Origin of the sequence: Salipaludibacillus sp. CF4.18 (assembly GCF_051262595.1) — a bacterium.
Lineage (GTDB): Bacteria > Bacillota > Bacilli > Bacillales > Salisediminibacteriaceae > Salipaludibacillus > Salipaludibacillus neizhouensis.
Window position 1 is genome coordinate 133,617 of the sequence record NZ_JBIMEV010000006.1, and the last position, 14,944, is coordinate 148,560.

Sequence of the window (14,944 nt, forward strand, 5' to 3'; positions counted from 1 at the left end):
ATTGAGACTATTGGATTCATTGGAAGGGGGGATTATATGAGATTATATTCTTTTTTAATCTTAGTTTTATCTATAGGTATGATTTCTTCATGCAGTAATGAAGCCATCTTTCCATCTCAGTCAACTTCTAACAATGATGCTGTCCCAATCGTTCCGGAAGTGACAGAAGCACCGCTTCATATAACTTTTGATTCCATTACATATCCTGACGGCAAATCATCGATTGAATTTATCGCCGAACATATCGATGGATCAGAAATATTTATAGATGACTATCAATTTCAATGGCCCAAATATGTTTCGGATAATGAGGGGATCATGTATGAGATTGAAAAGGTGGATATTAGCAAAAACTCTAAGCACCATAAAAAGGAGTTAGGTATACACAAGTTTGGCATATCAATTCTCTTGGCCCAGACACTCACCAAAGAATCTGCATCTCTGCATATTCCATTCTATGTGATCCCTAGTCTTTTTGAAAAAGGCTATCCTTTTCAAGTTACCAATAAAGACACAACACGGACTAAAGTTGCTGATACCGTTATTGATAATATTAAAATTGACGGTCAAACTGTCTCATTCACAATCAATGACAATCAAAAAAGACATGGTAATCCTGGTGAGGTTCATATATTTTCATATGTTTTGGACAATCAATTAACTTATCCTTTATTCTCAAACTTTGACCAAAACGGCGAAGCCTTAAACGTCGAATTGAAATTTGCACAATCAATCGATTATCCTGCAAAATTTTTAATAAAAAGATCCACTCTCGCTCTTCCGAAATGGCGCTTGTCCTTTGCTGTACCAATAACTAAAAACGACGACTCTTAAAAGAATCGTCGTTTTTCATTATTCAATCAAAATCATCGTCATGTTCTTCTGGAATATAACCCATTTGTGGTGCTGAAGGTCCATGACCATTCATCATGTAATTATTATTTGCTGGCATTTCCTGATTATAGGATGGTTGTGGTTGCATCATCCCAGGATACTGGGCTTGCTCGTGCATTCCAGGTTGAGAATATTGTGAATACACACCTTCATTCTGCATTGGCATATGATGATTATCTAACGGTGTTTGGAATTGTCCTTGCTGTCCATAGGACTGATGCATCGAGTTAGGCATTGGTGTGTAGCCATGACCTTCAACATGACCTAATTCTGGGTGATGTTCTTCCATTGGCTGATTATTCATCGGGTGCTGCATCCCTTGAACCATTGGCTGGTTGTTCATCGGGTGCTGCATTCCTTGAACCATCGACTGGTTATTCATCGGGTGCTGCATTCCTTGAACCATTGGCTGGTTGTTCATCGGGTGCTGCATTCCTTGAACCATTGGCTGGTTGTTCATCGGGTGCTGCATTCCTTGAACCATTGGCTGGTTATTCATCGGGTGCTGCATTCCTTGAACCATTGGCTGGTTATTCATCGGGTGCTGCATCCCTTGAACCATCGGCTGGTTGTTCATCGGGTGCTGCATTCCTTGTTGCTTTGGTTTTTGACAATTACAACTCATATAAAAACCCCTTTCTTTTCCTTTATAGGAACCCCTTATTTTTAAAATACTCATATTTGAAGCGGTTCAGTTCATCCTATGTCTTTGCACTTAAAACGTGACATCTCCCTAGTTTTGAATATAACAAAAAACGGCATATCCGTCTTTTGTTATATTCAGTGAGGTCTCGTCAACCCAAAGCAGCACCTACGAAGTGCGTGTAGGTGCTGCTCGAAAGGAGATAGGTTTCCCTTCGTAAAAAAGAGCAATAAACGGCATCACCGCCGTTTATTTAGAGACATGATCCCTATTCAAATAGTATTTATAAAGTCAATTGTATCTATTAGCATATTCTTTCTTTCCAGATCCGTGCCTTGAATAACATTTCCAAAATGAAGACTTCCGTCTAAAGACAGCCCGCAAAATTGTAAAATACTTTGATCGATTAAACGGAGCATCGCCTCGTTCATTCCAGAGTTTTCAAACTCCTCCTTTGGTGCACCGGTAGTATATAGAAGAGATGCTTTTTTACCTACCAGTTTAGGAATAGGGTTCTCTCCTTCTAATTCATAAGCAAATCCAAAAGAAAAAACACGATCAATAAAACCTTTACCTATAGCAGGAAATCCTCCCCACCAAACAGGGAAAATAAAGATTATATGATCTGCCCATTTTATGAAATTCTGTTCCTTCACAACATCAGTCTTATAATACCTTTGATAACTTTCTTTATATTCTTCCCTGGATAAATGGGGGTGAAATGACTGTTCTGCTAAATTTCTAACTCTCACTTCAGCTTTTTTATCTTTTATAGTAGCGACTACATTTTCTAAAATGGAGCCATTAAAGCTATCTTTTGATGGATGCATGAAAACTACTAAGTAGTTCATCATTTCCCCCTTTCACAGAATTGTTAGCCTTTAAAATCCATGTTTTCTATCACTTTAACTCAAAACTGCTGGTGTTTTTAGAGGTTTCCCAAAGCAATAACCTTGAACTAGGTCCACATATGGTTTAATTGCAATATATTCTTCTTCGGTTTCAATCCCTTCTGCAAGTAGAATTGTTCCCATTTCTTTTGTAACTTCTCGTAATTTTGCAATGAGGGACATCTTATTAGGGTCCTCATAACAGTTTCTGATAAGCTCTCGATCAATTTTAGCGTAATCAGGTGCTAGATCTTGTAAAACGTCTATTGTTGCGAAGCCTGAACCTATATCATCTAATGCTACTTTTACTCCAGCATTCTGATATTGAGTAAAGATACTCTTCAGATGTTTCATATCTTCTATTCGTTCCGTTTCGACCACCTCAAAGACAAGGTCTTCCGGATCAACGTTATACTCTTTCACTGCTTGAAAAGTACTTTTTAAACAATGGGTGGGATCGTAAATAGATGATGGTAAAAAGTTAATAAAATGCTTCGTTCCTTTGCTTAACATTTGAGCACCAGTGCGAATAGCATTAATCCTTGATTGACTATCCAACAGAAGACCGGAATCTTGGGAAAAATTAAAAAGATCCGCTGGAGAGAATGGATATAATCGGCTGCTAGGTCTCAAAAGAAATTCATAGCCGTATACCTCTTCTGCATAACACGCTAGGATTGGTTGCATAAACGAGTAGAATAGTTGTTCTTGTATAACTTTCACGTAAGTAGGATTTTTAATTCTAAGTGCTAGTTGAGTAAAAGGGATCTTTGTCTTCAAACTAATTGCCTCATATCCCTCTTCAATAAAATATCCATGAGTTTCATTTAACTGTAATTTCGAAAATTCCAACTCTATCATTTCAATAAACTGTTGTAACTGTTCCCAAGAAGCATATGTAAAATGTAAACTTTGATCAACATGTAATAGTTCAAATCCAATACTTTCGGATTTATTTATAATCTCAGTAAGACTAACATCTCCTAAAAAAACTATTTTTATCATGCCTTCATCCGATAAAGGCATTTTCACCTGACAAATTGACACCCTTCCATTAATACACCTTCTTTCATCATAATAGTTTAAAAATACCCTATCCGCTTAGTTTGAAACATAGATAGGTCCTTTGAATCAAAAAAATTAATTATTTTTGTATCATAAGAACGACATTCGCACGAAAATAATGGTTATTAAACTATTAGTATTATTTTAATTTTATCATATGTATTATTAGTACTTACCTTTTTGTTAAAATAACCCATTCATTAATTTAACTAGTAATGAAACTACATTCCTCATATATACAAGTTTCCTCATGATCTTTAATTTGAATTTTATATTTGATATGATACGAACATGGTATATTTTGAAAATTCATTCGAACGGGAGGAGATCTATCCATGATTTTATCTAGTGAAGATATCCAAGCCAACCTTGAAGATTCAAAGGGATGGGAGTTAGAAGGGGACAAATGGATAAAAAAACATTTTACCTTAAGTACATTTCCTAAAGCGATACAGTTTGTAAATGAACTCGCAAACTTAGCAGAAGACCGACAGCATCATCCGTACTTAATTATTGACCACAAAAATGTAACAATCAAATTAAGCACAATTGACGAAGGCGGGTTATCTCAGAAAGATTTCGAATCTGCTCACGCTTATGATGTTACATTTCTAAAGTACGATTAGTAAACAATAAAAAGGCTACCTTAAAAAATGAGGTAGTCTTTTTTCTTTAAAATTAAATTGTATTTATTAACGTAATGGTAGAACATACATTAGTATTGTTAGAAAGTGCACAACACTTGCAGCAAGGACAAAGAGATGCCACACTGCATGATGATAATGAAAGGTTCGCCACACGTAAAAAACTGTTCCAACGGTATATAAAACCCCGCCAATTATTAATAAAACTAATCCCGTCGTTTCCACTTTCGAAGCAATAGGATTCAGAACAAATGCAACCATCCAACCCATTGAAATATATAGTAACGTCGACAAGAAAATAAATCTTTTGACAAAAAATGCTTTAAAGATTATTCCACTAATTGCTAAAGCCCAGACAATAGAGAGTAAAACCCAACCAATCGTACCGTCCACAACTATAACCATAAGAGGTGTATATGTTCCTGCAATAAACAAATAGATAGCAGAATGATCTAAAACTTCAAAAACATTCTTTACCTTCCCATTTGGAAAACTATGTAATAGAGTGGAACATGTAAACATTAATACTAACGTCACACCATAAATTGTAAAGCTTACCAGATGTGCTGTGGTTCCATATAAGCTGGCAAACACAATAAGAAGAACTAGTGCAGCAATGCTGACTAACACACCTATACCGTGTGTAATAGCATTTGCGATTTCTTCTTTTTTCGTGAAGACATGAGTACTTCCCATTTCTATCTCCCTTTCATTATTTTATTCTATTGAACATATCGAATAGAAGAAACTTTCCATTCTTCTGCTTCCTTAAAAATAATCTCTATTCCCCCATCAAATTGAAAGCTCTCTTCTGATTCCGTATAGAATTCATACTCTGTAGTAAATTCACTCTGATCATCATTATAAGAAAACGTTCGTTGGCGTATATAAATGACAGGTTCTAAAGATAGGTAATGAAACGTTTGGGAAATAGAGTTATCCTCTAGTAACTCTAGCGTCTCTGATTCCGAGTTTACAGTAATGTTATCCGCTACCATGTTCTCTAACTCTGAATGGTTTCTTTCATGCATGAATTGAAAAAACTCACGGGATTTTTCATCAAGCTGCCTTCTTAAAACACGTTCCTTCTCATAATTTTCTTCTAGTTCAATCGTTAGTTGTTTATACGTAAGAACATCATCTTTTAGTGACACATTTTCATCTTCTAGTTCTTGAACCCTTTCTTGAAGTTGCTCTCTCTCTTTTAGCTCTTTTTCAAGTTGGCCTACTAACTGTTCATTGGTAGCAATTAATGTATCTAAATCATTTACAGCTTCTTCATTCACTGGTAGATCCTCAGGTTCCTCATTTTCAGAACAGGCTGCAAAAAACAATACACCGATTAATAAGAGCGGAATCTTCAAGTATTTCATATTCATTCCCCTTTTTTATCCAAACCTATTATTACTCTATTATACAGAATTTCATACTCATGAAAAGAAATGATTTATAACTTCTATATTTTATCATTTATTGACCTAACATGAAAAGATTAAAGTAACCAAAAAACCAACTCCATTCGACATGAAGTTGGTCAACATCGCAAGGTTTTCCCTTTCATTGTTACCAAAAAAATGCTGCACCTAATGCCAATCCACCAATTGCCGCTAGTGCTATTGGTACTACTGGTCTATACGGGTAAGGAGTATATCCGGGATATCCATATCCAGGATAATATCCACCGTAGCCGTAGCCAAAACCAGAATAACTTCTTACCTCTTTCTCCAAATAAACATATTTACTATCTACATCAACAATCTTTCCATGATGCTCCAGACCTTTTAAATCAACTATTCGAACATTTTTCCCTTTGTATCTGCAGCATATGTCATAATAGTGATTTCCGTAAGTCATAAACTCACCTCCAAATCTTTTCTTATTAGTTTATTAATACGGATCTATTATGTTTGGACCACTGACCTAAGTCTCAGCAATAAAAAAATATTTCTTGTACTAACTAACGTAAAAAATGTTCTCGGATACATTGTGTCTTTTAAAATACTCGTAGAAAGTGTAAAGCACACGCAAAAAGTTGACCCTCTCGCTATTCAAAAGTCAACAAAATCCTTTAAAAACTAAGATTTTCAAATATCTATAAAAAAAGAGCCCAGAAGGCCCCTCAATTTTTAATCCTGCTCTTATTCATTATCATGTTTCTTTTTAGGATTTCTTGCTATAATATCCTCCAACATATCCAGCAAATCTTCTCGAGACATTTCAGAAGTATGGTGTTTCTCTTTCCTAGAGCGAAATTTTACTGACTGCTCGTTACCTTCATAGAATGAGTTATTTACAGTTTTTAGTTCAGCTTCATCTAATAACTTATCTGTTTCTAGGGTAGACTCACTTACTCGCCTATCATCTGTTTCCTTATAAAAGTCAGAAAAATTCTCTTCCTGAGAAGCTATCCCTTTATTTCCATGTTCATCAATAAGATAATGGGTTCTCGATTCCCCTTCCTCTTTCGTATAATTATTCTCGATCAGGTAAGCCGGAATTAGTTGTCCATTCGGCATCATATACTTACGATTTAAATTTCTAGTATCTTTATCAAAAAAACTGTAAATGACTGGAATTAAAATTAATGTCAGGAATGTAGCACTAATTAAACCACTAATAACGGTTATTGCTAGTGGCTGTTGAAGCTCCGTACCTTCCCCTAATCCAATTGCTAATGGTACTAAACCTAGTATCGTAGTAGTCGCTGTCATTAGGATTGGCCTTGCACGGTCTTTTACACCGTCTACGATCGCTTCATAACTCTTCATTCCAGATGCTTTTCTCTGATTTATATAATCCACCAGTACAATCGCATTGTTTACGACGATTCCTACTAGTACGATTAGACCAATAAAAGCCATCACACTAACTGGTGTTTCAGTTACTGTAAGTCCAATTGCAACTCCAATAACAATTAAAGGTACCGTGAACATGATTACGAACGGGTATTTTAATGACTCGAATTGAGCTGCTAACACGAGATAAACAAATACTACTGCCAAGATTAGTGCTAATGTTAGATCTGATATGGCATCATCTAATAATTCTGTATCTCCTGTATAGGATACCGTTGTTTCATCAGGAATCGAAAGGTCCTCAAAAGTTTCCTCTACAAGTGTACGAATCTCACCTAAATTATTTTCTGATCCATACTGCAAAGTAAATTGAACCGCATTTTCCAGATCAACTCGATGAATGGTTTCTGGCCCTACACCTATTTCGATAGTTGAAATATCATCTAGCCGTATGTAATCTCGTTCTCGATTTCTAAGCAGCAGATTCTCTATCGCTTCTACATCTTCTGTATATTCTTGTGCAAAATGAACGTGTACTTCATAAATCTCATCTTCGGCTGTAACAATTTGCGTAGCTGTAACTCCAGTCATTTGGTTATTTACGATACTTGCTATTTGGGCAGGGACAAACCCTTCCTCTCTAGCCGCTTCTTCATTTACGGTTATTTGCAGTTCTTCAATCGTTTCATTTAAGTCGTTTGTAACCTCTGTAAGTTCACTCATATCTTCAAATTCTGCTTGCACTTCTGCAGCTGCTTCTTCTAGTCGATTAGGATTGGAATCCCTTAAATTAAAAGTGAAAGTGTTTGGACTATTTCCAAATGAAGCATCCATTTGTACTGAGATTTCTCCATTTGGGACTGCTTGCTCTAAATCTCTTCGAATGGAATCAGAAAAGTCCATCGTAGAAACGGTTCGTTGATCGATAGGAGCCATTGTGACATAAACCATCGCTTCGTTTGAATTCCCTTCACCCATCATCATGCCATTTCCGCTGGCACCAGTTACAGAAGTATAATGATCGATTTCTGTTTCATTTTCCAGCACCACTTCGATTTCTTCAATCGCTTCAAATGTATCTTCTCTAGGAGTGCCAGGCTTCATTTCTACATCAATTTGGAAGAAGCCTTCATCAGTAGCCGGCAAAAATGCAGTTCCTACTGAAATTACTCCAAATCCACCACCAATAAGAAGGATTAAGGTAATGACGAGTATGACAGTACGATTTTTTAATGACCAACGAGTAGATTTATCAAAAGTTTTAATAAATTTTGATTGTTGCCTCTTCTTTTCCAAGTCTTTCTCAGGTGCTTTTAAAACTCTGCTGGCTATCATTGGAACCACTGTTAAAGCTACAAGTAATGAAGCTAAAAGACTGAATGACACAGTTAGAGCAAATTCTCTAAATAGATTTCCGACGATTCCAGTTATAAACACCACAGGCAGAAAAACAGAAATTGTCGTAAATGTTGATGCTATGATCGCTGTTGCCACTTCACTAGCCCCATCTAATGCAGCTTTTTTAGGTTCCTTTTTCATCGATAAATGACGATATATATTTTCTATGACCACAATAGAATTATCTACTAACATTCCAATACCAAGCGCTAAACCGCCAAGAGTCATGATGTTAAGGGAAAAGCTAGTAAAATAAAGCAAAACAAATGTCACTATGACGGAAAACGGGATGGCAATTCCAATAATTAAGGGCGTTGTTATACTTCGTAAAAAAACAAATAACACCGCCATAGCTATCAATCCACCTGCTATTAAAGCCATCGATACACTAGAAATAGCTTGTTCGATATAATCTCCTTGATCGAAGAGTACTGCTGTTTCTAAATCTTTGTAATCGCTCTCTGCCAGTAGCTCTTCTAATCTTTCACTAACATCACTTGAGACTTGTGCTGTATTTGCATCTGATTGCTGTTGTATACTCATGAGTATGGCTGTGGCTTGATTTGTTTGTGTGATCGTATCCGGTTCATTAGACGTAATTCCTACATCTGCAACATCATTTACGGTAACATCATCGCCTGTTTCAGTATCTACAGTCAAAACAACGGACTCTATGTCTTCCACATTGTGCATTTGAAATAATACACGTGTAGAAATAACGGAATCTTCATTTCTAACAGTGCCCCCGGGTGCAGTCACATTATGTGTTTGTAAAGACTGAACCACATCATCTTGCTCTAGTCCGAATTCTTCTAAGGATGGTTGGTCTAACTCTACTTGTATTTCTTCGGTGGAGACACCTTGTAAATCGACAGAGGCAAGACCATCTATTTTTAATAATTCAGATTCAAGGTCCTGGGTTAATGCATCTAAATTAACATTATCACTCATCGCTGATATGGAAAGCTGAATAATAGGGAGCTGTGATGGATCAAATTTCAAAAATTGAGGATTTCCGGCACCCGAGGGTAATGGAGCTTGGTTCATACAAGTAATAATGTCATTCTCAATATCGTCGATTGACGTCGCCCAAGAAAATTCCAAAATCGTCATTGATGAGCCTTCCCTTGAAATGGAACTAATAGAATTAAGTCCGGGCAATGTCGATAAACTTTCTTCCATTGGACGAGAAATATTATCTACTACTTCCTTTGGTCCAGCTTCATCATAGCTGGTTACTACGGCAGCTATCGGAGGATCAATATCCGGGATTAGTTTTAATGGGATGTTAATTAACGAGATTGCACCCAATAGTAAAAATAAAGTCATCGTGACTAACGTAAACACCGGCCGCTTAATTGAAAAATTAATTATTCTCATGAATGGTCTCCTTTGTCTTCATTTATTCATGAATTTTCACACTAAGAATCTCTAAAAAGAAACAAAAAAGATGTGTTAAAATCTTTACAGATTTTTAAACACATCTTTCATACTCCTGCTAAATCGCGAAAATCACTGCTAAGACCAATGCTACCGCTCCAAAAGCGCCTAATTGGAAACTAGCAATAGATACCTTCTTTCGGACACTTCTCCAAATAAACACGTATATACCGAACATTAACGCCATAAATAAGATGCCGTCGACCATAGGGTGTACAAGTGTTAGTTGGGATGTAGCATGCATGTAAATGGAGTAATTCACTAAAATTGCTAAACTCCATCCGATAAATATTCCCAGTCCTATCCACTTAATAAGTTTTTCCATTGGAGACAGTCCTTTCTTTCTCCTGTTATTATTGCCAATACTTCAACGACTATTCGTGTTAAATTAATAAATCTATATCCTATAACTATTCTTCAGCTTGAACCACTTGCTGAAAGAACTGTTCATAAGTTTCCTCATCATGAAGTCCTACAATTCGCCCTTTTTCTTCACCGTTTTCATAATGAACAATACTTGGAGTACTTTCTATTCCATAATCTCCCCAGCCTTGTTCGAATTCTAAAATGTTATATAGCTCTAAATTAACACCTAGTTCTTCTGCTTTCGGTACTACAATTGGTGATGCTTCAACACAATATTCACATTGACCACTATAAAAGTAAATAGTAGCTGTTTCACCTGCCTCTAATTTCTCGTCTAATTCTTCAGGTAAAATTATATTTTGATACACTGGATCATCAAGCTGATCAATTGTCTCAGAATGAAGTCGGTCCTTCCCAAATGGATTACCCTCAGACTGCTGTTGGCTTTGATAAGAAGTTAAGAATGCAATGGCTGCAAATAAGACGATAATGATGCCACCAAAAATAATAATTTTTTTCATGTCATTTACTCCTTTGCTAATTTAATGACCCATATCATAAGAATAGATATGGAGAAAAATGCGATAAACGCTAAGAATGGAATCGTGATAAAGCCAAAATAATTAATATACTGATAATTACAAGGTATAACCCCACAGGCTTCTCCGGATTCCGCAAATAAGGGAACTTTTTGGATCAAGTAATGATATAAGGAAAAGGCTGTTCCTATAACACTTAAAGGAAGTGTATAGAATGCCTGTTTAGAATCCTTTTTCACTGTAGCTATTGCTAAAGTAATCGCTAATGGATACATAAAAATGCGTTGAATCCAGCACAATTCACAAGGTACATAATTTCTGATCTCTGAAAAGTAAAGTGATCCCAATACAGCTATCAATGCAAATCCCCAGGCACTCATCATAATTAATTCAATTTTTTCTGCATTTTTTTTCAATCAACATCCCTCGCTTTCTTGCTTTCCTTATTCAAGATACAGGTAATTATTAATTATGTCTATCGACACAAGGAAAATTCTTATTATTATTCTCTTGGCATTATACAATATAACTTCTCCAGGTAGATAGTAAAAAGGATGAAAAGTTCTCTTAAGAGTTTTTCATCCTTTTTACTATTATTGATACTTTTATAAGTTTAACTTGAAAAAGCCATGGTGCCCCTCCTGCGGGATTAGTCAACTTATGCTTTTTCACTCTTAAAAAACAAATTTGGGCTCCGTTTTAGCTACAAATTTCGTAACCTCATTGGCGGGCAACGGTTTGCTATACAAAAATCCTTGCATTTCATCGCATTCCCGGTCATTCAAAAAAGGAAACATTTCTGTTGATTCCACACCTTCTGCAATTACCCTCATATTCATATTATGGGCCAATTGTATAATCGATGTGACAATCGCTTGATCATTAGAATTATCTAATACTTCCAATATAAATGATTTATCAATCTTCAATGTGTCTATTGGGAACTGTCTTAAATAGCTTAAAGAGCTGTATCCTGTACCGAAATCGTCAATCGATATTTGAATACCTAACTCCTTTAGCCTTGTTAGAGTTTTTGCACACTCTTCTCTATTGTAGAGCAAAACGTTTTCTGTTATTTCCAAATCCAACAATTGTGGGTTTAAGCCAGTATCTCTTAGAATCGATTTAACCTTGCTCACGAAGTCGGGGCGTTGAAATTGAATCGGAGATATATTAATTCCCATTCTCATTGTGAACCCTTCTTCAGACCATTTTTTTGCTTGTAAACACGCTTCTGCTAAAACCCAATCTCCAATTGAAGAAATTAGACCTGATTCTTCAGAAATAGGAATGAAAACACTGGGAGACACAACACCAAGTTTTTTGTCCGTCCAACGAAGTAGAGCTTCCAGCCCAACTACTCTTTTCTTTCTCAGGTCAATTTGGGGTTGATAATACACCTGAAACGACTTTTGGGCAATTGCTACTCTTAGACGCTTTTCAATACTCAGCTTTTCATCACGTTTTGTCCTCAAGGTTGGTAAATATTTTTGGTAGTCATCTTTCCCTCTCTCTTTTGCAACATGCATGGCCATCTCTGCTTGCTGAACGAGATCATCTACAGTTTTCCCTGTCTCTGGAAAAATAGAAAAACCAATACTTGCAGTAATAAAAAGTTCACTTCCTTGAACAATGAAAGGTAACTCAAATAACTTTAATAGTTTTTCAGAGAGTTGCTCCAGAACACTATCCTTGTTGAAGTTATCAACTATAATGGCAAACTCGTCGCCTCCATATCGATAAACCTGCTGTTGAACGTCCTCGAACATTTTCATGTGCCGTGCAATCTCCTTAATGAGCATATCTCCTGTAAAGTGTCCCAACGTGTCATTGTAATATTTAAACCTATCTAAATCGACAAATAAAACTCCAACTTTAAATAGCGGTTTTGCAGCATCTAAGACCGTTTTTTTCAAATCGTTCTCAAACTGTTTACGAGTTTTAAGTCCCGTTAGAACATCCATTGACACAAGTTCCTTAATAGTCTCTTCCGCTTCAGCTAGCGGTGTCACGTCCTGATGTAGAATGAGACATGCGATAACTCCCTTATTCGGATGAATTACAGGAAATACAGATGTTTCTAATGTGATAGGATAATCATTTTTTCTTGCCCTCTCTCCTTTTACTTTTAAAATTATTTGTCGATCCATAGCATCAGATAAATCCTCTATGTATTCTTCTTCCGCGAATGAACGGATAATCTCTAAATAATCCAGGTTCAGAATTTTTTCGTTAAAATCATAAAACGTAGATAGATATTGTTTACTTGCGTATGATACTTTTCCTTGCTGATCCGTAACCACCACGTACGAGATCTCTTCTAAAGCCTGCTTTAATACTTGAACAACTGGTAATAAATACGAATAATCATTATCATCATTCTCTTCATGACTGCAATTTTTCCAAATATCATGCAGGCTGGAGGTAATATCGTCTTTTGCATTGTTACTTAACAAGTTTTTTTGAATGTTGTTTAAGTATTTATCCATATTCCCCCCCTTTTTTATGCTGTTTTATATGTTTAATAATTCATAAAATAGGACCCATATGATAGATTGTACCTAGTTGTTATCTCCATTCATTTTATGACTATTATCCCATGCATACAAGTGATTTTAAAGATTAGATAATATATTTTTATTGCAACGATGTGAATCTCGAGTTTTAACCTTACTAAATATCAAGTTATTTGGATAGTATCGTTTGGGATTCATTCTGTCTGGGTATCATACTTACAATACGTTTTTATAGAAAGGGGATATTATGGAAGTTACAGAATTGAAGGATGATTATTTTAACTCTATTGGATATGACGACACTAACAAACAATTACATGTAAGATTCCAAAGTGGCCGATATGTGATTTATTATGAAGTGAGGAAATCTGAATATTTAGGTTTGATCTCCAATAATCAAACTAAAAAATTTTTTAAAGAAGAAATCGAACCCGCCTTTCCCCATGACGTAGTGAATGAATAGAAATGTCTTAAAGGACAAAGCTTATAAATATAGTAGCTTTGTCCTTAAAAATGTTTTAGAGCTGTTTAAATCAAGCTTAGATTTTTAATGCTAATAATTTATTCTACGAATAAAGGAAGGAAAAACTATGATAATCGGGATACCTCGAGAAATAAAAAATAATGAAAATCGCGTAGCATTAACCCCTGCAGGTGTACTTACATTAACACAAGCTGGTCATAAAGTTCTTTTACAATCAGAAGCTGGCACGGAGAGTGGCTTTAATGATGATGATTATGTAAATAGTGGGGCAGACATTATCGGTGAAGCATTTAACGTTTGGCAACGTGCTGAAATGATCATGAAAGTAAAAGAGCCATTGGAATCTGAATATAAATATTTTAAGGAAGGACTCATCTTATTTACGTATTTACATTTAGCTGCAGTACCTTCGCTTTGTAAGGCTCTTCTAGATAAGAAAGTTACCTCAGTAGCATATGAAACAGTTGAGATAAATAGAACACTCCCACTTCTCACTCCAATGAGTGAAGTGGCTGGCAGAATGGCTTCTCAAATAGGTGCACAGTTTTTAGAAAGGCCGAACGGTGGAAGTGGAATCTTACTCTCAGGTATTCCTGGTGTAAAAAGAGGCAAAGTAACAATCATTGGCGGTGGCGTAGTTGGTACAAATGCAGCAAAAATTGCGATTGGACTTGGTGCAGAAGTTACGATTATCGACCTAAATCCAGAACGATTACGACAATTAGATGATATTTTTGGATTAGAAATTAATACAATAATGAGCAATCCATTAAACATCGCTCAAGCCGTGAAGGACTCTGATTTAGTTATTGGTGCTGTGCTTATACCTGGAGCAAAAGCCCCAAAACTTGTTACTGAGAATATGATTAAAAGTATGAAGAATGGTTCTGTAGTCATTGACGTTGCTATTGATCAAGGCGGAATTATTGAAACAGTTAACCAAACTACTACACACGACAATCCCACATACACAAAGCATGGCGTAGTCCATTATGCCGTTGCTAATATGCCAGGAGCAGTTCCCAGAACATCGACAATTGGATTAACCAATGTAACTGTCCCATACGCACTACAAATCGCTAATAGAGGATTAAGAGAAGCTATTAAATACAATCCTGCGCTAGCTAAAGGAATTAACACCGCCAATGGTTATGTAACTTACGCAGCTGTAGCAGAGGCCTTAGGATACTCGTTCGAACCAATTATAAAAGCATTAAACCTAGAATAATTGGAAGAGGTGTGTCCTAGCTGTTTAAGAGAAACACCTGAT

At 36.0% G+C, this 14,944-nt stretch carries 15 protein-coding genes; 4 read left to right on the forward strand and 11 right to left on the reverse strand.

The genetic code is table 11. The annotated features are described in order from the left end of the window. The first annotated feature begins 36 nt into the window (after positions 1-36). Entirely contained in the window at positions 37-834 is a 798-nt protein-coding gene (locus tag ACHABW_RS06565; RefSeq protein ID WP_435754583.1) for a hypothetical protein, read from the forward strand. 22 nt (positions 835-856) lie between these two features. Here the strand turns inward: ACHABW_RS06565 and ACHABW_RS06570 are convergent, their stop codons facing one another. The 3 genes from ACHABW_RS06570 to ACHABW_RS06580 all read right to left on the reverse strand — a co-directional run bounded on the left by ACHABW_RS06570 (position 857) and on the right by ACHABW_RS06580 (position 3,432). Continuing rightward, positions 857-1,519 carry a hypothetical protein gene (locus tag ACHABW_RS06570; RefSeq protein ID WP_435754584.1) on the reverse strand — a complete coding sequence of 221 codons (663 nt, stop codon included), beginning with the start codon at positions 1,517-1,519 and terminating at the stop codon, positions 857-859. Between the two features lie 290 nt (positions 1,520-1,809). Then, a complete protein-coding gene (locus ACHABW_RS06575; RefSeq protein ID WP_435754585.1) occupies positions 1,810-2,391 on the reverse strand; it encodes an NAD(P)H-dependent oxidoreductase in 582 nt (193 codons plus the stop codon). A 51-nt stretch (positions 2,392-2,442) separates the two neighbouring features. After that, entirely contained in the window at positions 2,443-3,432 is a 990-nt protein-coding gene (locus tag ACHABW_RS06580; RefSeq protein ID WP_435754586.1) for an EAL domain-containing protein, read from the reverse strand. Between the two features lie 395 nt (positions 3,433-3,827). Here ACHABW_RS06580 and ACHABW_RS06585 point away from each other — a divergent pair, with 395 nt between their 5' ends. Beyond that, entirely contained in the window at positions 3,828-4,118 is a 291-nt protein-coding gene (locus ACHABW_RS06585; RefSeq protein WP_110935058.1) for a 4a-hydroxytetrahydrobiopterin dehydratase, read from the forward strand. A 66-nt stretch (positions 4,119-4,184) separates the two neighbouring features. Here ACHABW_RS06585 and trhA read toward each other — a convergent pair whose 3' ends face one another. The 8 genes from trhA to ACHABW_RS06625 all read right to left on the reverse strand — a co-directional run bounded on the left by trhA (position 4,185) and on the right by ACHABW_RS06625 (position 13,163). Further along, positions 4,185-4,832: a PAQR family membrane homeostasis protein TrhA gene (trhA, locus tag ACHABW_RS06590; RefSeq protein WP_435754587.1), complete on the reverse strand. Its 648-nt coding sequence runs from the start codon at positions 4,830-4,832 to the stop codon at positions 4,185-4,187. A gap of 26 nt (positions 4,833-4,858) precedes the next feature. Next, positions 4,859-5,509 (reverse strand): hypothetical protein, encoded by a 651-nt coding sequence (locus tag ACHABW_RS06595; protein WP_435754588.1) that lies wholly within the window; start codon positions 5,507-5,509, stop codon positions 4,859-4,861. 190 nt (positions 5,510-5,699) lie between these two features. Further along, entirely contained in the window at positions 5,700-5,990 is a 291-nt protein-coding gene (locus ACHABW_RS06600) for a hypothetical protein (protein ID WP_435754589.1), read from the reverse strand. A gap of 284 nt (positions 5,991-6,274) precedes the next feature. After that, entirely contained in the window at positions 6,275-9,709 is a 3,435-nt protein-coding gene (locus ACHABW_RS06605) for an efflux RND transporter permease subunit (RefSeq protein ID WP_435754590.1), read from the reverse strand. A 118-nt stretch (positions 9,710-9,827) separates the two neighbouring features. Further along, entirely contained in the window at positions 9,828-10,094 is a 267-nt protein-coding gene (locus ACHABW_RS06610; RefSeq protein WP_110935053.1) for a hypothetical protein, read from the reverse strand. Between the two features lie 85 nt (positions 10,095-10,179). Next, on the reverse strand, positions 10,180-10,656 hold the full coding sequence (locus ACHABW_RS06615; protein ID WP_110935052.1) for a thioredoxin family protein: 477 nt from the start codon (positions 10,654-10,656) through the stop codon (positions 10,180-10,182). Between the two features lie 5 nt (positions 10,657-10,661). Beyond that, positions 10,662-11,090: a disulfide oxidoreductase gene (locus tag ACHABW_RS06620; RefSeq protein ID WP_435754591.1), complete on the reverse strand. Its 429-nt coding sequence runs from the start codon at positions 11,088-11,090 to the stop codon at positions 10,662-10,664. A 258-nt stretch (positions 11,091-11,348) separates the two neighbouring features. Next, entirely contained in the window at positions 11,349-13,163 is a 1,815-nt protein-coding gene (locus tag ACHABW_RS06625; protein WP_435754592.1) for an EAL domain-containing protein, read from the reverse strand. Positions 13,164-13,437: 274 nt separating this feature from the next. Here ACHABW_RS06625 and ACHABW_RS06630 point away from each other — a divergent pair, with 274 nt between their 5' ends. After that, positions 13,438-13,653, forward strand: a complete 216-nt coding sequence (locus tag ACHABW_RS06630) for a KTSC domain-containing protein (protein ID WP_435754593.1) — start codon at positions 13,438-13,440, stop codon at positions 13,651-13,653. Positions 13,654-13,780: 127 nt separating this feature from the next. Continuing rightward, entirely contained in the window at positions 13,781-14,902 is a 1,122-nt protein-coding gene (gene ald, locus ACHABW_RS06635) for an alanine dehydrogenase (protein ID WP_435754594.1), read from the forward strand. Positions 14,903-14,944: the final 42 nt, after the last annotated feature.